The 18,461-nt window shown below is 74.4% G+C and carries 18 protein-coding genes and 1 pseudogene; 11 read left to right on the plus strand and 8 right to left on the minus strand.

The features are described from left to right. Positions 1 to 27 precede the first annotated feature (27 nt). From KDL28_RS01840 to KDL28_RS01855, 4 genes are read left to right on the plus strand one after another with little or no spacing between them, the layout of a single operon-like run. Positions 28 to 1,050: a tripartite tricarboxylate transporter substrate binding protein gene (locus KDL28_RS01840; protein ID WP_252435376.1), complete on the plus strand. Its 1,023-nt coding sequence runs from the start codon at positions 28 to 30 to the stop codon at positions 1,048 to 1,050. A gap of 26 nt (positions 1,051 to 1,076) precedes the next feature. Then, complete coding sequence (locus KDL28_RS01845; RefSeq protein ID WP_252435377.1) at positions 1,077 to 1,658, plus strand: tripartite tricarboxylate transporter TctB family protein; 582 nt, start codon at positions 1,077 to 1,079, stop codon at positions 1,656 to 1,658. Between the two features lie 27 nt (positions 1,659 to 1,685). After that, on the plus strand, positions 1,686 to 3,230 hold the full coding sequence (locus tag KDL28_RS01850; protein WP_252435378.1) for a tripartite tricarboxylate transporter permease: 1,545 nt from the start codon (positions 1,686 to 1,688) through the stop codon (positions 3,228 to 3,230). Next, positions 3,227 to 4,492, plus strand: coding sequence for an enolase C-terminal domain-like protein (locus tag KDL28_RS01855; protein WP_252435379.1), 1,266 nt, complete (start codon positions 3,227 to 3,229; stop codon positions 4,490 to 4,492). The genes KDL28_RS01850 and KDL28_RS01855 overlap by 4 nt, the downstream gene beginning before the upstream one ends. 41 nt (positions 4,493 to 4,533) lie before the next feature. On the opposite strand, the gene KDL28_RS01860 is transcribed toward KDL28_RS01855, so the two are convergent. Both KDL28_RS01860 and KDL28_RS01865 read right to left on the minus strand, forming a co-directional pair. Continuing rightward, positions 4,534 to 5,217 (minus strand): FadR/GntR family transcriptional regulator, encoded by a 684-nt coding sequence (locus KDL28_RS01860; protein ID WP_252435380.1) that lies wholly within the window; start codon positions 5,215 to 5,217, stop codon positions 4,534 to 4,536. 22 nt (positions 5,218 to 5,239) lie between these two features. After that, positions 5,240 to 6,385 (minus strand): L-talarate/galactarate dehydratase, encoded by a 1,146-nt coding sequence (locus KDL28_RS01865; protein WP_252435381.1) that lies wholly within the window; start codon positions 6,383 to 6,385, stop codon positions 5,240 to 5,242. Between the two features lie 131 nt (positions 6,386 to 6,516). Between KDL28_RS01865 and KDL28_RS01870 the strand changes: the two genes are divergently transcribed. Continuing rightward, positions 6,517 to 7,926 carry a serine/threonine-protein kinase gene (locus tag KDL28_RS01870; protein WP_252435382.1) on the plus strand — a complete coding sequence of 470 codons (1,410 nt, stop codon included), beginning with the start codon at positions 6,517 to 6,519 and terminating at the stop codon, positions 7,924 to 7,926. 150 nt (positions 7,927 to 8,076) lie between these two features. Further along, positions 8,077 to 9,831: an aa3-type cytochrome oxidase subunit I gene (gene ctaD / locus KDL28_RS01875; RefSeq protein ID WP_252435384.1), complete on the plus strand. Its 1,755-nt coding sequence runs from the start codon at positions 8,077 to 8,079 to the stop codon at positions 9,829 to 9,831. 13 nt (positions 9,832 to 9,844) lie between these two features. On the opposite strand, the gene KDL28_RS01880 is transcribed toward ctaD, so the two are convergent. Beyond that, a complete protein-coding gene (locus KDL28_RS01880) occupies positions 9,845 to 10,153 on the minus strand; it encodes a hypothetical protein (protein WP_252435385.1) in 309 nt (102 codons plus the stop codon). Then, the gene (locus KDL28_RS01885) at positions 10,150 to 10,389 is read right to left on the minus strand and encodes a ribbon-helix-helix protein, CopG family (protein WP_252435387.1); all 240 of its coding nucleotides are present in this window, start codon (positions 10,387 to 10,389) and stop codon (positions 10,150 to 10,152) included. The genes KDL28_RS01880 and KDL28_RS01885 overlap by 4 nt, the downstream gene beginning before the upstream one ends. Positions 10,390 to 10,493: 104 nt before the next feature. On the opposite strand from KDL28_RS01885, the pseudogene KDL28_RS01890 reads away from it, so the two are divergent. Then, positions 10,494 to 11,407, plus strand: a pseudogene (locus KDL28_RS01890) (SDR family NAD(P)-dependent oxidoreductase). Between the two features lie 62 nt (positions 11,408 to 11,469). On the opposite strand, the gene KDL28_RS01895 reads toward KDL28_RS01890, so the two are convergent. Continuing rightward, entirely contained in the window at positions 11,470 to 12,561 is a 1,092-nt protein-coding gene (locus KDL28_RS01895; RefSeq protein ID WP_252435388.1) for an LLM class flavin-dependent oxidoreductase, read from the minus strand. 83 nt (positions 12,562 to 12,644) lie between these two features. Beyond that, positions 12,645 to 13,610, minus strand: coding sequence for a pirin family protein (locus KDL28_RS01900; RefSeq protein WP_252435389.1), 966 nt, complete (start codon positions 13,608 to 13,610; stop codon positions 12,645 to 12,647). Positions 13,611 to 13,740: 130 nt separating this feature from the next. Between KDL28_RS01900 and KDL28_RS42020 the strand changes: the two genes are divergently transcribed. Continuing rightward, complete coding sequence (locus KDL28_RS42020) at positions 13,741 to 14,031, plus strand: alpha/beta hydrolase fold domain-containing protein (protein ID WP_372496853.1); 291 nt, start codon at positions 13,741 to 13,743, stop codon at positions 14,029 to 14,031. Between the two features lie 51 nt (positions 14,032 to 14,082). After that, positions 14,083 to 15,642, plus strand: coding sequence for a long-chain-fatty-acid--CoA ligase (locus KDL28_RS01910; RefSeq protein ID WP_252435390.1), 1,560 nt, complete (start codon positions 14,083 to 14,085; stop codon positions 15,640 to 15,642). 756 nt (positions 15,643 to 16,398) lie between these two features. On the opposite strand, the gene KDL28_RS01915 is transcribed toward KDL28_RS01910, so the two are convergent. Further along, positions 16,399 to 16,626: a helix-turn-helix domain-containing protein gene (locus tag KDL28_RS01915; RefSeq protein WP_252435392.1), complete on the minus strand. Its 228-nt coding sequence runs from the start codon at positions 16,624 to 16,626 to the stop codon at positions 16,399 to 16,401. A 114-nt stretch (positions 16,627 to 16,740) separates the two neighbouring features. On the opposite strand from KDL28_RS01915, the gene KDL28_RS01920 reads away from it, so the two are divergent. Further along, a complete protein-coding gene (locus KDL28_RS01920; RefSeq protein ID WP_252435393.1) occupies positions 16,741 to 16,986 on the plus strand; it encodes a ricin-type beta-trefoil lectin domain protein in 246 nt (81 codons plus the stop codon). Positions 16,987 to 16,989: 3 nt separating this feature from the next. On the opposite strand, the gene tsaA is transcribed toward KDL28_RS01920, so the two are convergent. Next, positions 16,990 to 17,397 carry a tRNA (N6-threonylcarbamoyladenosine(37)-N6)-methyltransferase TrmO gene (gene tsaA, locus KDL28_RS01925; RefSeq protein WP_252435394.1) on the minus strand — a complete coding sequence of 136 codons (408 nt, stop codon included), beginning with the start codon at positions 17,395 to 17,397 and terminating at the stop codon, positions 16,990 to 16,992. A gap of 89 nt (positions 17,398 to 17,486) precedes the next feature. Between tsaA and KDL28_RS01930 the strand changes: the two genes are divergently transcribed. Continuing rightward, positions 17,487 to 18,425: an MBL fold metallo-hydrolase gene (locus KDL28_RS01930; protein ID WP_252435395.1), complete on the plus strand. Its 939-nt coding sequence runs from the start codon at positions 17,487 to 17,489 to the stop codon at positions 18,423 to 18,425. Positions 18,426 to 18,461 lie beyond the last annotated feature (36 nt).

An 18,461-nucleotide genomic window follows, 5' to 3' on the forward strand; every position in this document is an offset into this window, starting at 1 on the left:
ACCGACACGAGTTCAAAGGAGAATCCCGTGGCAGACCGACATGGGCGCCGACCGGGGCGCAGCGGCATCCGGCGGGTCGGCGCGGCGCTGAGCGCCGTGCTCGCCTGCGCCGCGCTGGGCGCCTGCTCCGGCGTGCAGAACGGTGCCGTCTCCGCCGACTCCGGGCAGGAGTACCCCTCGGGCCCGGTCGAGCTGATCGTCGGGGCGTCCGCGGGCGGTTCGACCGACCTGCTCGCCCGCAAGGTCGCCGAGGTGCTGGAAGGCCCGCTCGGGGCCACCGTGACCGTGCTCAACAAGCCGGGCGCGAACGGGGCCGTGGCGGCGGGCGAGCTGATGAACAGCGCGCCGGACGGGCAGCAGTTCATGCTGACCTCCGGCTCGCTGATGACCATCACCCCGCACTTCGTCTCCCCCGACGAGGCCCTGTCCGTCGACGACGTCCAGCTGGTCACCGGGGTCGGGCGCGAGGACTACGTGCTGGTGGCCAACTCCGCGGGCGGCTTCGCCTCGATCGCCGACATCGTCGCGGCCGGGCGCACCATCAACTACGGCACCTCCGGCGTCGGCACCGGCGGTCAGCTCTCGCAGCGGCTGCTGTTCGACCGGCTCGGCATCCAGAGCGCCGACGTGCCGTTCGAGGGCGGGGCGCCCGCGGTGACCGCGCTGCTGGGCAGCCAGGTCGACGTGGCCTCGGTGCAGGTGCTCGAGGCGATGCCGCACATCCAGTCGGGCGCGTTCGTGCCGATCGCGACGTTCGGCGAGCAGCGCAGCCCGTTCCTGCCCGACACCCCCACGGCCACCGAGCAGGGCCACGACGTCGTGGTCGACCAGAGTCGGTTCGTCTGGGTACCGAAGGGCACGCCGGAGGCCACGGTCGCGAAGCTGGCCGAAGCCCTGAGGACCACCTTCGCCGACCCCGGCTACCAGGACTTCATCGCGCAGAGCTACATCACCGCCGACGAGACCGACGCGGCCACCACCGCGGCCAACCTGCAGGCCGACCGCGAGCGCTACGGGGCCGCGATCAAGGCCGCCGGCATCACCCCGTAGGCCGGCGCCACCCGAGGAGACCACCGATGGTGATCCGCAGCCGGCGCGCGAGCCGCGCCGTGCAGCCGGCGGGCGGGCCGGGCGGCGACCGGCCCGCCGACCCGCCCGTGCCCGAGCCGACCGCCGTCGCGGCGGCCGCGGAGGAGGTCCCCGACGAGCCGTCGGCCCCGCCGGCCGGCTACCTCGCCAACGCACTCGCCGCGGTCGTCCCGCTGGTGATCGGGGCCGGCGGGCTGGCGCTGTCGCTGGCGATGGGCCTGGGCTCGGTCACCGCGCCCGGGCCCGGCCTGTGGCCGGCGATCGTCTGCGCCGGGCTGGTCGCCATGTCGGTGGTGCTGCTGGTCGGCGGGCGCCGCTTCCACGACGCCGAGGCCCTGACCAGCGGCACGCTGCCCGTCCTGCTGGCCGTGGCCACACTGCTCGCGCTGGTGCTGGCCATGCCCTACGTCGGCTTCGAGCTGCCGACCGTGCTGGTCGCCTTCGTCTGGCTGAAGGTCCTCGGGCGGGAGGGCTGGCTGCTCTCGACGGTGGTCGCGGTCGTGCTGACCGCCGTGCTGTGGCTGCTGTTCGTCCAGCTGTTCGACGTGCCGCTCCCCCACCTGATCTGACCCGCACCCGATCCGGGAGGGACCCCCGTGGACCTCGGCCCCGTGCTGGACGGCTTCGCCGTCGTGCTGCAGCCGGAGAACCTGCTGTACTGCCTGCTGGGCGCGCTCGTCGGCATGCTGATCGGGGTGCTGCCCGGGCTGGGCCCGGCGGCCACCATCGCGATCCTGCTGCCGATCACCTACGGCATCGAGCCGGTCGCGGCGATCATCATGCTGGCCGGCATCTTCTACGGCGCCCAGTACGGCGGCACCATCACCTCCGTGCTGCTGCGCCTGCCCGGCGAGGCGTCCTCGGTGGTCACCGTGTTCGACGGCTACCAGATGGCCCGCCAGGGCCGGGCGGGCACGGCGCTGGGCATCGCCGCGATCGGGTCGTTCATCGGCGGCACCGTCTCGGTCGTCGGGCTCACCCTGGTCGCGCCGCTGGTCGCCGGGGTCGCGCTGAGCTTCGGCCCGCCCGAGTACGCCGTGCTCGCGCTGCTGGGCATCCTGCTGGTGTCCACGATCGGCACCGGCGGCTCGGTCAAGTGCCTGGTCGCGGCCGGGGTGGGGCTGCTGCTGGCCACGGTCGGGCGCGACTCGTTCACCGGGACCACCCGGTTCACCTTCGACAACCTGGCCCTGGCCGACGGCCTGGACTTCGTGCCGATCGCGATGGGGCTGTTCGGGCTGGGCGAGATCCTCTACAACCTCGACGCGCGGGGCCGGGGCCCGGGCGAGCCGCTGCCGGTGGGCCGGGTCTACCCCGGGCGGCGCGACCTGGCGCAGGCCCGGGGCGCGTTCGGCCGCGGTTCGGTCATCGGGTTCGTGCTCGGGGTGCTGCCCGGCGGCGGCGCGGTGCTGTCCTCGCTGGTCGCCTACGCGGTGGAGAAGCGCCGCTCACGCACGCCCGAGCGGTTCGGCCGGGGCGCGGTCGAGGGCGTGGCCGGGCCGGAGACGGCCAACAACGCCGCGGCGACGTCGTCGTTCATCCCGCTGCTGACCCTGGGCATCCCGGCCAACGCCACGATGGCGATCATCTTCGGGGCACTGCTGCTGCAGGGCATCGTCCCCGGGCCGACGCTGGTCGACCAGCACCCGGAGCTGTTCTGGGGCGTGGTCAACTCGATGTACGTCGGCAACGTCATCCTGCTGGTGCTGAGCCTGCCGCTGGTCGGGGTGTTCGTGCGGATCCTGCGGGTCCGCGCCTCGATCCTGGCCCCGATCACCGCGCTGGTCACCGTGTTCGGCGCCTTCACCGTGCAGAACAGCGTGTTCGACGTGGTGCTGGTGATCGTGTTCGGGTTCCTCGGCTACCTGATGAAGAAGTCCGGCTTCGAGCCCGGCCCGCTGGTGCTGGCGTTCGTGCTGGGCAGCCTGATGGAGACCAGCGTGCGGCAGTCGCTGCGGATCTTCGGCGGCGACCCGACCGGCTTCCTGACCCGGCCGGTGTCCGGCGGGCTGCTCGCGCTGACCGTGGCGCTGGTGGTGCTGCTGCCGCTCGGGAAGGTGCTGCTGGCCCGCCGCCGCGCGGCGGCCGGGGCGGGCCGGCCCGAGGCGGGCGGCAGGGTCGAGTCGGAGGAGCGGCGGTGAACGCCCGCCGGATCAGCCGCGTCGAGGTCGTCCCGGTCGCGTTCGCCGACCCGCCGCTGCTCAACGCGGTGGGCGTGCACGAGCCGTTCGCGCTGCGCGCCGTCGTGCGCGTGCGCACCGACGACGGGCTGGAGGGCCTGGGCGAGACCTACGCCGACGAGGTCCACCTGCGGCGGCTGGCCGCGGTCGCCGCGGCGCTGCCCGGGTCGGACCCGTTCGCGACGACCGCACTGCGCCGCGTCGTCGCCGACGTGCTGGCCCGCGGCGGCGGCGCGGGCGGCGACGGGGTGGCCGGGATGATCACCGGGGCGAGCACCGTCGACCGGGTGCTCGCGCCGTTCGAGGTGGCCTGCCTGGACCTGCAAGGTCGCGCGCTCGGGCTGCCGGTCGTCGACCTGCTGGGTGGGCGCGTGCGCGACGCCGTGCCCTACAGCGCCTACCTGTTCTACAAGTGGGCGGGCCATCCCGGCGCCGACGCCGACGGGTGGGGCGAGGCGCTCACCCCCGACCAGCTCGTCGCGCAGGCCCGGCGCATGGTCGAGGGCTGGGGCTTCACCGCGATCAAGCTCAAGGGCGGCGTGCTGCCGCCCGACGAGGAGGTCGAGGCCGTGCGCGCGCTGGCCGCGGCGTTCCCCGGCACGCCGCTGCGGCTCGACCCCAACGCCGCGTGGACCGTGGAGACGGGCATCCGCGTCGCGAAGGCGCTCGACGGGCTGGTGGAGTACCTGGAGGACCCGGTGCCCGGCATCGACGGGATGGCCGCCGTCGCCGCGGCGGCGCCGATGCCGCTGGCCACCAACATGGCTGTCGTGGCGTTCGACCAGCTGCCCCCGGCGGTCGCGGCGGGCGCGGTGCAGGTGGTGCTGGGCGACCACCACTTCTGGGGCGGGCTGCGCCGCTCGCAGCTGCTCGCCGGCACCTGCGACACGTTCGGGTTGGGCCTGTCCATGCACTCCAACTCGCACCTGGGCATCTCGCTCGCGGCCATGACCCACCTGGGCGCGGCCACACCGAACCTCACCCACGCCTGCGACACGCACTGGCCGTGGAAGACCGAGGACGTGGTCCGGCCGGGCGCGCTGCGGTTCGTCGACGGCGCGGTCGCGGTGCCCGCGGGCCCGGGCCTGGGCGTCGAGCTCGACGAGGACGCCCTCGGTGCGCTGCACGAGCGGTACCTGGCCTGCGGCCTGCGCTCCCGCGACGACACCGGCTACATGCGCCGCTTCGACCCCGCCTTCGAGCGCAAGCTCGCCACCTGGTGACGGTCGTGAGTGGAGAACAGGGCCAGAACCCCGTTTTCCACTCACGAGCTCTGGAGGCGGCGCGCGGAGTTCGCGAGGTGGGTGCGCATCGCCGCCCCGGCGGCCAGCGGGTCACCCGCGGCGACGGCGGCGTGCACGGCGGAGTGCTCGGCGTGCACCACGGCGATCCGCTCGGCGGAGGCGGCCAGGCGCTCGTGCGGGATCGCCAGCATCCCCCGGCCCAGCGAGCCCAGCAGCGCGGGGAAGTGCCGGTTGCCCGCGGCGTGGGCGACGGCGAGGTGGAAGGCGTAGTCGGCGTCCACGGCGCGGGCCGGGTGCCGCGCGCCCGCGGAGAGCTCGGCGAGCGCGTCGGCGATGGCGGCCAGCTGCTCGGGAGTGCGCCGCAGCGCGGCCAGCCCGGCCGCCTCCACCTCCACTGCCGTGCGGAACTCCAGCAGCTCGCGGGCCTCGCCCAGGCCCGTCCGGTCGTCGCCGCCCCCGGTCTCGACGCGGAACTCGCCGGAGTCGGGCGGGGCCAGCACGAAGCTGCCCCGGCCCTGGTGGGTGCGCACGATCCCGGCGGTCTGCAGCTGCGTGATGGCCTCCCGCACGACCGTGCGGCTGACCCCGTGCCGGGCGGCCAGCTCGCTCTCGGTGGGCAGCTTCGCGCCCGGCCGCACGACGCCCTCCCGCATCTCGGCCAGCAGCGCGGCGACCAGGGCGTCGGCCCGGCGGGGCCGGCTCACCGCTCTCCCCCGCTGCGCCCGCTCACCCGTTCGCCCCGACCGTCGCGTCGGCCACCGTCCACCCGGGCACGCGGTCGCTGAGGGTCAGGCCGACGCCGGGCCGGTCGGGCACGACCATCCGGCCCCCGGCGATCTCGATGCGCTCGACGAACAGCGGCTCCAGCCAGTCGAAGTGCTCCACCCACGGCTCGCCCGGGTAGGCCGCGGCCAGGTGGACGTGCAGCTCCATGGCGTAGTGCGGGGCCAGCGCGAGGCCGGCCTGGTCGGCCAGCACCATCAGGGTCGTGAACTGGGTGATGCCGCCGATGCGCGGCGCGTCGGGCTGGATGGTGTCCACCGCGCCCGCCCGGATCAGCTCGACGTGCTCGCGCACGCTGGTCAGCATCTCCCCCGAGGCGATCGGGGTGTCCAGCGCGTCGGCGAGCCGGGCGTGCCCGGCGGCGTCGTAGGCGTCGAGCGGCTCCTCGATCCACACCAGGTCGAACTGCTCCAGCGCCCGGCCCATGCGCAGCGCGGTGGCGCGGTCCCACTGCTGGTTGGCGTCGACCATGAGCGGCACGTCCGGCCCGACGTGGCCGCGCACCGCGGCGACCCGGGCCAGGTCGACGCCCGGCTCCGGGTGGCCGACCTTGAGCTTGAGACCGCCGAGGCCGCGCTGCAGCGACTCGTCGGCGTTGTCCAGCAGGCCCTCGACCGGCGTGTGCAGGAACCCGCCCGAGGTGTTGTAGCAGCGCACGGTGTCGCGGTGCGCGCCGAGCAGCTTGGCCAGCGACAGCCCGGCCCGCCTGGCCTTGAGGTCCCACAGCGCGTTGTCGATCGCCGCGATGGCCTGGGTGGCCGCCCCGCTGCGCCCGACCGAGGCGCCCGCCCACACCATCGCCGTCCACAGCCGGGCGATGTCGTTGGGGTCCTGCCCGATCAGCACGGGAGCCACCTCGTGCGCGTGCGCGAACTGGGCCGGGCCGCCTGCGCGCTTGGCGTAGCCGAAGCCGAGCCCGGTCAGCCCGTCGGTGGTGGACACCTCGGCGAACAGCATCGCGACCTCGGTCATCGGCCGCTGCCGCCCGGTGAGCACCTTGGCGTCGCTGATCGGGGTGGGCAGCGGCAGGCGCACGCTGCGCAGCCGGATCTCGCGGATGCGGTCGAGCGTCCCCGGTGCCGTGCTCATCAGCGTCCCCCCAGTTGTCATATGAATCGCCGAGTCATCATATAACTCATCCGCCGGTTCCCCACTCGATCGGGTGTGTCGCGCCGCGACCACGGGTACCTCTGAGGCAACGGAACCGATCGGGGGACGGGATGCACGCAGGCGCCGTGCTGGACGAGCGCTACGAGATCGGCCCGGAGCTCGGTCGCGGCAGCACCGCCACCGTGCACCGGGCCCTCGACCTGACGACCGGCCGGGACGTGGCGGTCAAGGTGTTCACCACCGCCCCCTCCCCCGCCGACCACGGCCGCGACCGCCGCGAGGTGCGCATCCTCAGCGGGCTGCGCCACCCCGGCCTGGTCACCTTCCTCGACGCAGGCACCGCCGACGGCGACCGCTACGTCGTCACCGACCTCATCGACGGGCGCAGCCTCGCCGAGGCGCTGGGCGAGGGCACGATGGACGCCGCCGCCGTCGCGGCCCTGGGCGCCGAGCTCGCCGACGCGCTGGCGTACGTGCACGAGGAGGGCGTCGTGCACCGCGACGTCAAGCCGGCCAACATCCTGCTCGACCGCGACGGCCGCCCGCGGCTGGCCGACTTCGGCATCGCCCGCCTCGACGGCGCCACCAAGGTCACCCACACCGGCATGGTCGTCGGGACGGCCGCGTACATGGCCCCGGAGCAGGTGCGCGGCGACGACGTCTCGGCGCCGGCCGACGTGTACTCGCTGGGGCTGGTCCTGGTCGAGGCGCTGACCGGCGAGCGCGAGTACCCGGGCTCCGCGGTGGAGGCCGCGATCGCGCGGCTGCACCGCCCGCCCCGCGTCCCGGCGGTCGCGGGGCCCGCGCTGGCCGGCGTGCTGCGCCGGATGACCGCGATCGCCCCGTCGGCGCGGCCGTCCGCGGCCGAGGTGGCCACCTTGCTGCGGGCGCTGCCCGAGCCCGGTGCCGCCCGTCGCGGTGCGGTGCGCCGGGTGCTGCCGCTGGCCGCCGCCGCCGTGCTGGTCTCCGGCCTCACCGCGGGATACGTCCTGTCCGGACCGGAGCCCGAGGCCACGGCGCCCACGGCCGCGGTGCCCCCCGCCCCCTCCTCGGACGCCGGCACCGGCGCGCCCACCATCACCATCGTCGAGGCCGACTCCGCCGACACCGCTCCGCGGCTGGTGACCTCACCCCGGAGCACCGGCGGGAGCGGGCGGGCCGCGGGCCCGGCCGACCCCGCTCCCGCCGATCCGGGCCCGGGGCAGCAGGCCGCCGTCGTCGACGCCGCCGTCGCCACCGAAACCGGCTCCGACGCCGATTCCGCCGACACCGACTCCGCCGACACCCCCTCGGCGCCGGCCCCGGCCGATCCGGACGCGGTGGACGAGGCCGGCGATCCGGGCGGCCCCCAGACCCCGGCCGAACCGGCCGGCGACGCGGAGCGCCCCGACGTCGACGACGGCGGCCCGGGTTCGGACGCGGACGACGCCGAGGACGACGAAAGCGACGACGAGGGCGGTAACGGGAAGGGCAACGGCTCCGCCAGGAGCGGGAAGGGCGCCGGCGGCGGCAAGGGCTGATCCGGGGCTCCACTCACCGGTCCGAAGGCGGGCGACGGGGAGATGGGCACGGTCGGTGGTTGCCCCGTCGCCGGGAAGGGAGCACCCTGCGAGACGGCCGGCGTGCGCGAACCGGCCGCCCCGTTCACCGTCGACCATGAGGTGAAGGCCATGGCGACCCTCTCACCGGCCCCCGTCCAGGCCCGCCCGCACCCGGTCCGCCGCACCCCGAAGGGGTCGGCGTTCCTGCGGATGCTGCGTACGACCGACCCCAAGGACATCGCGATCCTCTACATGGTCACGTCGTTCGGGTTCTTCCTGGCCGGCGGGGCGATGGCGTTGCTGATGCGCGGCGAGCTCGCGGTGCCCGGGCAGCAGTTCCTGTCCAACGAGCAGTACAACCAGCTGTTCACCATGCACGGCACGATCATGCTGCTGCTCTACGCGACGCCGATCCTGTTCGCGTTCGCGAACTACATCGTGCCGCTGCAGATCGGCTCGCCGGACGTGGCGTTCCCGCGGCTGAACGCCTTCTCCTACTGGCTGTTCCTGTTCGGCGGGCTCACCGTGATGGCCGGGTTCCTCACCCCCGGCGGGGCCGCCGACTTCGGCTGGTTCGCCTACACCCCGCTCTCGGACGCGATCCGCTCCCCCGGCGTCGGCGCCGACCTGTGGATCATGGGGCTGGTCGTGGCCGGTCTGGGCACGATCCTGGGCGCGGTCAACTTCATCACCACGATCGTCTGCATGCGCTGCCCCGGCATGACGATGTTCCGGATGCCGATCTTCACCTGGAACATCTTCGTCACCGCGATCCTCATCCTGATCGCGTTCCCGGTGCTGACCGCCGCGCTGCTGGGCCTGGCGGCCGACCGCCACCTCGGCGCGCACGTGTTCGACCCGGCCAACGGCGGGGTCATCCTGTGGCAGCACCTGTTCTGGTTCTTCGGCCACCCCGAGGTCTACATCGTCGCGCTGCCGTTCTTCGGCATCGTCACCGAGGTCCTGCCGGTGTTCAGCCGCAAGCCGCTGTTCGGCTACCGGACCCTCATCTTCGCCACGATCGCGATCGGGGGGCTGTCGATCGCGGTGTGGGCGCACCACATGTACGCCACCGGCGCGGTGCTGCTGGCCTTCTTCTCGCTGACCACGTTCCTGATCGCGGTGCCCACCGGGATCAAGTTCGTGAACTGGATCGGCACCATGTGGAAGGGGAAGCTGACCTTCGAGACGCCGATGCTGTTCTCCATCGGGTTCCTGGCCACCTTCCTGTTCGGCGGGCTGACCGGCGTGCTGCTGGCCTCGCCGCCGCTGGACTTCCACGTCTCGGACACCTACTTCGTGGTGGCGCACTTCCACTACGTGCTGTTCGGCACGATCGTGTTCGCCACCTACGCCGGCATCTACTTCTGGTTCCCGAAGATGACCGGCCGCTTCCTGGACGAGACCTGGGGCAAGGTCCACTTCTGGCTCACCTTCATCGGGTTCCACCTGACGTTCCTGGTGCAGCACTGGCTGGGCAACGAGGGCATGCCGCGCCGCTACGCCGACTACCTGCCCACCGACGGGTTCACGACGCTCAACGCCATCTCCTCGATCGGGGCGTTCGTGCTCGGCGCCTCCACGCTGCCGTTCGTCTGGAACGTGTTCCGCAGCTACCGCTACGGCCGCGTCGCCACCGCGGATGACCCGTGGGGCTTCGGCAACTCGCTGGAGTGGGCCACCACCTGCCCGCCGCCGCGGCACAACTTCACCGAGCTGCCGCGGGTGCGCTCGGAGCGCCCGGCCTTCGAGCTGCACTACCCGCACATGTCCGAGCGGATGCGGACCGAGAGCCACGCCGGTCGCCACGCCGACCCCGGCGAGGTCGCGGCCCAGCAGGTCGGAGCGGAGGTCCAACCCGACGACGACCCGAAGTCCCGGTAGCCGCGGCGGGCGGTCACGCGGAGCGCGAGGCCCCGGCGTCGGGATCGATGCCAGCGTCGCGCAGCCTGGTGCGCAGCCCGACGAGCCGGTGGAGCCGACTGCGCACCTGCTGGTTCCTTCCGAACGTGGCGCTGCCCTTCGCTCGGGTCGAGGTGGTGGGGGTGGTCGCGGTGGTGGCGATGCGCGGGCGCAGCCAGGCCGCCAGCGCGTCCGGGCCGTCGGCCGCGCGCAGGACGCGCACGAGGTCCTCGACCGCGTCGGTGTCGAGGTCGAGCACCTCGGCGGCGATCACGACGAGGTCGGCGACGGTGAAGCGGATCACGAGTCGTCGTCCTGCAGCAGGCGCAGCGCGCGCTCGTGGCGGGCCAGGTTCTCCTGCAGCAGCCGGCGGAAGCGCTCGTCGCCGCGCCGCTGCTCGACCAGGGCGCCGATCGCCTCGCGGACCACGTCGGCGATCGTGCGCCCCTCGACCTCGGCGACCGTCTGCAGCCGTTCGGCCAGCTCCGGGTCCAGCCGCAGCATCATGTTCTTCGTCGAGGTCCCGCGCTCCGCCACCACGGTATCAAGGTATCAAGATATCTAGGCGTGTGGTCGACCTTGTTTCCCCGGTCGGGGTCGTGCTCTGCTCGTAGACGCTGATCGGAGCCGATCGAGGAGGCAGTATGGGGACGCTGGACGGGCGGGTCGCGGTCATCACCGGCGCCGGCAGGGGCATCGGCGCGTCGATCGCGCGCCTGTTCGCCGCGCAGGGCGCGCGGCTGGTCCTCAACGACCTCGGCGCCGAGCCCGACGGCAGCGGCGCCGACCCCGGCCCCGCCCGCGAGGTCGCCGAGGAGATCACCGCGGCGGGCGGGCAGGCCGTGGCCGACGCGGGCGACGTCGCCGACACCGCCACCGGCGAGCGGCTCGTGCGGCAGGCCGTGGAGCGCTACGGGCAGCTCGACGTGCTGGTGAACACGGCCGGCATCCTGCGCGACCGGATGATCTTCAACCTGCCCGAGCAGGACTGGGACGCGGTGGTCCGGGTGCACCTGCGCGGGCACTTCGCCACCATCAAGCCGGCCGCCGCCTACTGGCGCGAGCAGCGCAACCCCGACGGCCACTACCGCATCATCAACTTCACCTCGGACTCGGCGCTGCAGGCTCCCCGGGCCAGCCGAACTACGCCGCGGCCAAGATGGGCATCATCGGGCTGACCGCCTCGCTGGCCAACGGCCTGGCCCGCTACGGCGTCACGGCCAACGCCATCGCCCCCGCCGCCGAGACCCGGCTCACCGCCACCGTGCCCAGCGAGAAGCGCGTCGGCTCCGGATCGGCCCGCCCCGAGATGTCCCCGGACAACATCGCCCCGATCGTCGCCTACATCGCAGGCACCGGCTCGGACTGGCTCTCCGGGCGCACCATCGGCGCGGACGGGCACGAGGTGCGGCTGTGGAACACCCCCGAGGTGATCGCCTCGGTGTCCTCGGACGGCGACTGGGACCTGGCCGACCTGGCGGCCAAGGTGGAGGCCGAGTTCCGCCCCGAGGCCGACGGCCTGGCCCCGTCGATCTTCATGCAGCAGGTGCCGCGGTAGCCGGCGCGCCGGACCCGGCCGGGCCCGGGGCGGGCACCGCGCCTCGCGCCGACGGCCGGTGATCAGGGTAGGGGTGGGGAGCCCGCGGCCAGTGCGGTGCGCACGGCCGGGACGACCTCGTCGCGGAACAGCCGCAGCGAGCGCAGCGAGACCGCCGGGTCGAGCGAGCCCCACGCGAACGCGCCGGCGAGGTAGTCGACCCCCGTCGCGCCGACGGCCGCGGCCACCTGCCCGGCCACCGTCCGCGGCGAGCCCAGCAGGAACCGCCCCTCGGCCGCGAGGGCCTCCACGTCGGGGGTCGTGGTGAAGCGGTCGCTGCCGTGCGCGCGCCACAGGTGGGCGAAGCTCGCGTAGTGGTCGGCGAAGGCCGGGCGGGCCAGCGCCGCGGCCTCCGCGTCGGTCGGCGCGACGAGGACGTGGCGCATGATCCCGAACCGCGGCTCGTCGCGGGGCCCGCGGTAGGTGGCGGCGCCGCGCTCGCGGGCCGCCCGGAAGCCGGCCAGGAAGACCTCCCGCTGCTCGCGCACGACCTCCGCGGCCGGGGCGGCGAAACCGAACCCGAACAGCACGCTGTAGCCGCGCTCCCCCAGCCGCGGCACCGAGGCGGGGTTGGACGTCGGGTACCACAGCGGCGGGTGCGGGCGCTGGTGGACGGGCAGGTGCAGGGGCACGTCCGCGCCGCCGCCGGGGCGGCGGAACACCCCCGTCTCCAGCGCCTCCAGCACGGATCCCACCAGCGCGTCGAACCGCTCGGCCGCCTCGCCCGGCCCCAGCCCGTACATCGCGGCCTCGAACGGCGAGGAGCCCCGGCCCACGCCGACCTCCAACCGGCCGTGGCTGAGCTGGTCGAGCATGGCGATCTCCTCGGCCAGCCGCAGCGGGTCGTGCAGCGGGACGACGAAGGTCGTCGGGGCGAGCCGGATGCGCCGGGTGGTCCGGGCCGCGGCGGCCAGGAACACCGCGGGCGAGGGCGCCATCCCGAGTGGGGTGCCGTGGTGCTCGGCCAGGTGGTAGACGGCGAAGCCGCCCTCGTCGGCCTCGGCGAGCAGGCCCAGCCGCCCGTCGTAGACCTCGGCGGGGGTGCTCCCCGGCACCGCGTCGACCCAGTCGAACAGGCCGAACTCCAGCTCTGCTGCTCGTGCTGCTGCGGGCAACGCCGTCCGCCTCCCCGTCGAGGTGATCTCCAGGCCCCGCTGATCCTCGCCGCCGCCCGGGTGCGGGCGGAAGGCACCTTCCGTCAGGCGGGGCGGGAGCGGCCGTGCCGGTCGCGGGCCTTGAGCCGCACGGTGGGCAGCTCGGGGGCCGGCAGCGGCGGGTGGGCGCAGTCGACGACGCCGCCGAACCGGCGGCCTGCCGTCCAGTCCGCGCGGGCGCGCGCGATGTCCTCGTGGGACCGCCCGACGAAGTTCCACCACATGACCAGGTCCTCGGTGAACGGCTCGCCGCCCAGCAGCAGCACCCGCGCGCCCCCGGACACCTCGACCGGCGCGTCCGACCGGCCCGGCGCCAGGTAGAGCAGCGAGCCCCGCTCCAGCGCGGTGCCGGCGACCGTGGCCGCCCCCGCCACGACCAGCACGCCGTGCTCGAACCCCGGGTCCAGCGCCGGCCGCAGCGAGCCGGGGCCGTCGAAGACGAACTCGACGCCGAGCAGCGGGGTGTGCACGCGCGCCGGGGAGCGCAGTCCGCCGTACCGGCCGACGAGGACGGTCACGGTGGCCGCGCCCTCGCGGCGGACCGGCAGCGCGGCGTGGTGCTCGAAGCGCGGCTGCCCGTGGCGCGCCCCCTCGGGCAGCGCGACCCACAGCTGCAGGCCGTGCATGCCCGGCGGGTGCTCGGGCGGGGACTGCTCGGAGTGCGCGATCCCGTGCCCGGAGGTCATCAGGTTGAGCTGGCCGGGCCGGATCGCCTGGTCGCTGCCGAGGCTGTCGCGGTGCACGATCTCGCCCTCGACCAGCCAGGTGACGGTCTGCAGGCCGGTGTGCGGGTGCGGCGGGACCTGCATGCCCGGCCGGTCGCGCACGTCCTCCGGTCCGAAGTGGTCGACGAAGCACCAGGCCCCGACCATCCGGCGCCTGCGCAGCGGCAGCATCCGCCGCACGGTGGTGTAGCGGCCCAGGGGCACGTCGTGCCCGGGCAGCAGCACGCTCTCCGGCTCCGACCCGGTCGCGACCGTCGCCCCGAGCAACTCGTCCGGATCATCCACCCCGGCAGTCTGCCCGATGCCCACCCGTCGAGAACGAAGTTGTCGTCGATTGGACCGGTCCACAACGACGACAGGTTCGTTCTCGACGGGGTGGGGGCCGGGACCGCGCGCCCCGGCCGCCGTCTACGACATGCACGGCGGCGGGTTCGTCCTCGGCGATCTCGACACCGACCACGCCCGCAACATCGTGCTGGCCCGCGAGCTGGGGGGCGTCGTGGTGTCGGTGGACTACCGGCTGGCCCCGGAGACCCCGTTCCCCGGGCCCGCACCGCGGCCTCGGCGTCCGCGTCGAGCGCCGAGAGCCGCACCAGCAGCCCTTCCACCGCGGCGACGCTACGCGCAGGCACCGCCCCGGGACATCTCCATCCGGATCTGGACAGCCGGGCATTTCGCCCACCAAGCTGCACGCCCGGGCGTGTGACACGGGTCGCACGCGGCCGGCTCGCCCGGCACCGACGAAGGAGCCCGATCGATGACCGCTCAGCTCTCCGACTACACCACCACCCTGGCCCGCTGGGAGGCCGAGCGCCCGCAGGCCCCGGCGATCACCTTCGAGGGCACGACCCGCACCTGGGCCGAGCTGGCGCAGCGGGTGCGGCGGGCGGCGGCGGCGCTGCGGGCCGCCGGGGTGCGCCCGGGCGACCGGATCGCCGTGCTCGACCTGAACCACCCGTCCTGCGTGGAGCTGACGCTGGCCTGCGCGCAGATCGGCGCGACCAACGCCGTGGTGAACTTCCGGCTGGCCCCGCCGGAGATCGTCTACGTGATCAACGACGCCGGGGCGCGGCTGCTGTTCGTCGGCCCGGAGTTCGCCGGGGCCGCCCAGCAGCTGCGCGACAAGATCCCCACGGTCGAGCAGGTCGTCCACATCGGCGGCGACGGCGACGAGTACGAGGCCTGGCTCGCCGCCCAGGAGCCCGACGCCGAGGTGCACCCGGCCGAGTCCGGCGACTGCTTCGTGCAGCTCTACACCTCGGGCACCACCGGCTTCCCCAAGGGCGCGATGCTGACCCACGGCGGCATGCTCGCGCACGCCCGCAACGTGATGGTCGACTTCGAGCTGACCGACGAGGGCCGCGTGCAGGTCGCGATGCCGCTGTTCCACGTGGGCGGCACCAGCTACGCGCTGCTGGCGATCGCCGCCGGCGCGCAGATCCGCATGCTGCGCCTGCCCGACCCGGTCGCCGTCGTGGAGATGCTCGAACGCGACCGCATCACCCACACGTTCCTCGTCCCGGCCCTGCTGGCCGCGATCGTGCAGGTGCCCGGGATCGCCGAGCGCGACTTCTCGGCCCTGCAGGCGCTGTCCTACGGCGCCTCGCCGATGCCGCTGCCGGTGCTGCGGGCCTGCCTGAAGCTGTTCCCCGGTGTGATGCACCAGGTCTACGGCATGACCGAGGCCTGCGGCGTGGTCAGCTCGCTGGGCCCGGAGGACCACGGCGACCCGGCCGTCGCGCACCGCCTGGTCTCCGCGGGCACCCCCACCCACGGCGTCGAGATCGAGATCCGCGACCCCGCGACCGGCGAGCCCGTGCCGACCGGCGAACCCGGCGAGATCTGGGTGCGCACCGACCAGCTGATGGGCGGCTACTGGGGCAAGCCGGAGGCGACCGCCGCCGCGATCACCGAGGACGGCTGGCTGCGCTCGGGCGACGGCGGCCACATCGACGCCGACGGCTACATCTACGTCACCGACCGGATCAAGGACATGATCATCTCCGGTGGGGAGAACATCTACCCGGCCGAGATCGAGCGCGTCCTGGCCGAGCACCCGACGGTCGGCGACGTGGCCGTGATCGGCGTGCCCGACGACCGCTGGGGCGAGGTGCCCAAGGCGGTCGTCGTCGCCGCCCCCGGCCAGACCGTCGACCCGGAGGCGCTGATCGCCTTCGCCCGGGAGAACCTCGCCGGGTTCAAGGCCCCGAAGTCGGTCGACGTGGTCGACGAGCTGCCGCGCAACCCGACGGGCAAGATCCTCAAGAAGGACCTGCGCAAGCCGTTCTGGGAGGGCCGCGACCGCCAGGTCGTCTGAGGTCGGTCTGCGCAGGGGCCGTGTCGTGCGGGGCCGGGGGGGGGGCCCCCCCCGGGGCGGCCCCCCCCCCCCCCCCGGGGGGGGGGGGCCCGGCGGGGCCCCCCGGCGGCCGGGGGGGCGGGTCCGGCGGCGCGGGTGTTGCCCCCCCGCCGCGGGCCTCAGCGCCCCTGCGAAGACGGGTGGTTCTCCCGTTCGGGCCCGCCGGGCGACGCGCGTGTGCAGGGCGGGTGCACCGAGCCGGTGGGGGACGGGCTGGTCGCGAGCGGGCTGTGGTGGCGCTCGGAGCTGCCGGCGGTCGGGATGAGCGACGACGAGCTGGGCGGGCTGCGGTGATCGGGCTCGGTCGCGCCGGTGCGCCCGGGTGCCGACCTGGTGGCCGGCCCGGAGGAGCTGCGGGCGACCGAGGACGGCGCGGTCCGTCACCGGCTCGCGGTCCGAGCGGCGATCCCCCGCCTGGCGCCCGGGCCGCGATCAGCGACGTGTCGGCGGCGGTCGAGCACGGACTGCCGATCTGGTTCGGCCCGCACCACGCGTTCGAGGTGGACGGGTCCAGGCCGGCCTGGCCGTGGTGCGCTGGACCTGGTCGGACCTCGCCGACTTCGCGCCGGTCGCCGCCCGCCTCCGGGCGGCGCCGGCCCGCACCCTGACCCGTCTTCGCAGACCCGCCCGGGTCCGCGCAGGGGCCACCGCACCTGCGACGACCACCCCGCCCCTGCGACGACGATCGGGCGGCGGGTGCCGGGGGAGCCGGGGGCGTCAGGGGTGCTCGCCGCGCTTGCGGCGGATCTCCGCGATCTGGCGCTCCACGTCCTCCCAGAGGTACCGCGCGTGTCCGCCGGCCGGGGTACGCCACGTCGGACGGAGCAGTCCACTGCGGACCATCCGATTGACGCTGACCTGCGAGATGCCGAGCCGTGTCGCCACTTGGCCGGAGGTCAGGTACTCGACGCCTGGCCGCGGGTGCTTCGACTGATCTTCGGCCATCCGTGCACGTTAGTTCGGCCAGTTAGTACACATGGGTAGAGTTGTATGACTTGTATGGCATGTTCGAGTTGTTTCGCTTTCGATGAGCCTTCCGTAGCGAGGAGGTCACCTCAAGTGAACGACCCGAACACCCCCATCTACGTGCGCGCCGTCGCCGAGCTGGCCGCGATGCCGAAGCTGATCGCCGCGCTCCAGGTCCGGCACGTCCGCGGCGAGGACGGCATGTGCGTGGACCCCGTCTGCGGCCGCCCGGGCCGGGGCACCCCGCACCTGCCCTGGCCCTGCCCGACGCGCCGGCTCGCCGACCTGGCGATGACCGTGCGCTCCTCGCGGCACCGCAGGCCCGGCCCGGGGTCGTGAGGCTCAGCGCTCGGTCGGGTCCAGCACCGGCTTGAGGTCGACGACCGGCGTCCCGTCCAGCGCCTCCAGCGGCCCCACCCGCACCCGCACGCCGTCGACGGCCAGGACCCGCACGCGGTGCAGGCCGAGGGGGTTGGGGCGGTCGGGCGAGCGGGTGCTGAACACGCCGGTCATCGGGTTGGCCGGGTCGTCGCGCGGCCGGGTGGCCAGCACGCTGCGGTCGGCGCGGTCGAACCAGGTCAGCAGCAGGACGTCGACGCCGACCTCGACGTCGCTGAGCCCCTCGGCGTAGCGCGGGTCGAACACCAGCCAGGCGTCCGGCGCCCCGGTGCCCTGCTTCGGCGCGCTCGCCCGGTCGCGCAGGGTCGACTCCACCCGCCCGATCGGCCGCAGCTCGTAGTCGCCGTCCATCACGCACCTCCCGTCGTCGCGACGGGGATCGGCCCCGTCGGTGTGGTGGATAGCCTGGCCCTCCCGCAACCCGCACCGACGGAGGACCGATGGGCGAGGCCGCCGGCACCCCGAGCGACAGGACCCCGCACGTCGAGGACCTCGGCGGTGGGCTCTACGCCTACATCCAGCCCGACGGCAGCTGGTTCATCAACAACACCGGCCTGCTGGTCGGGCGCCGCGGCGCGGTCGCGGTCGACTCCTGCTCCACCGAGCGGCGCACCCGGGCCTTCGTCGACACCGCCCACGACCTGGCGGGCGGCCCGGTCCACACGCTGGTCAACACCCACAGCCACCCCGACCACGTCGCCGGGAACGGCTGGTTCCCCGGCGCCACGATCGTCGCCCACGAGCGCACCCGGGCGGAGATCCTGGCCGCCGGACCATTGCCACTCGACCTGCTCTTCGAGCCGGTCGAGTGGGGCGAGCTGCCCCCGGCGCCGCCGTTCCTGACCTACACCGAGGGCGTCACGCTGTGGGTCGACGACCTGCGCTGCGAGATCACCCACGTCGGCTCCCCCGCGCACACCACGAACGACTCGATCGTCTGGGTGCCGGAGCGCTCCGTGCTCTACACGGGCGACCTGCTGTTCCAGGGCGGCACGCCGTTCCTGCTGTCCGGCTCGGTCGCCGGGGCGATCGAGGTGCTGGAGGACGTGGTGGCCCCGCTGGGGGCGACCACGATCGTGCCCGGTCACGGTCCGGTGTGCGGCCCCGAGCTGATCGGGGTGACGGTGGGCTACCTGCGGTTCGTCCAGGACCTGGCCCGCCGCGGCGTCGAGGCCGGGCTCTCGCCGCTGGAGGCGGCCCACGAGACCGACCTCGGCGAGTACGCGGCGTGGAGCGAGACCGAGCGGATCGTCGGCAACCTGCACCGCGCCTACGCCGAGATCGGCGGGGCCGAGCGGGGCGCCCCGCTCGACCTCGGCGCCGCCTTCGGCGACATGATCGCCTACAACGGCGGCCGCCCGCTGCACTGCCGGGCCTGAGCCGGTGCGGCTGGACAGGCCCCTCGCGGTCCTCCG

It is taken from the genome of Pseudonocardia humida, assembly GCF_023898865.1.
Lineage (GTDB): Bacteria > Actinomycetota > Actinomycetes > Mycobacteriales > Pseudonocardiaceae > Pseudonocardia > Pseudonocardia humida.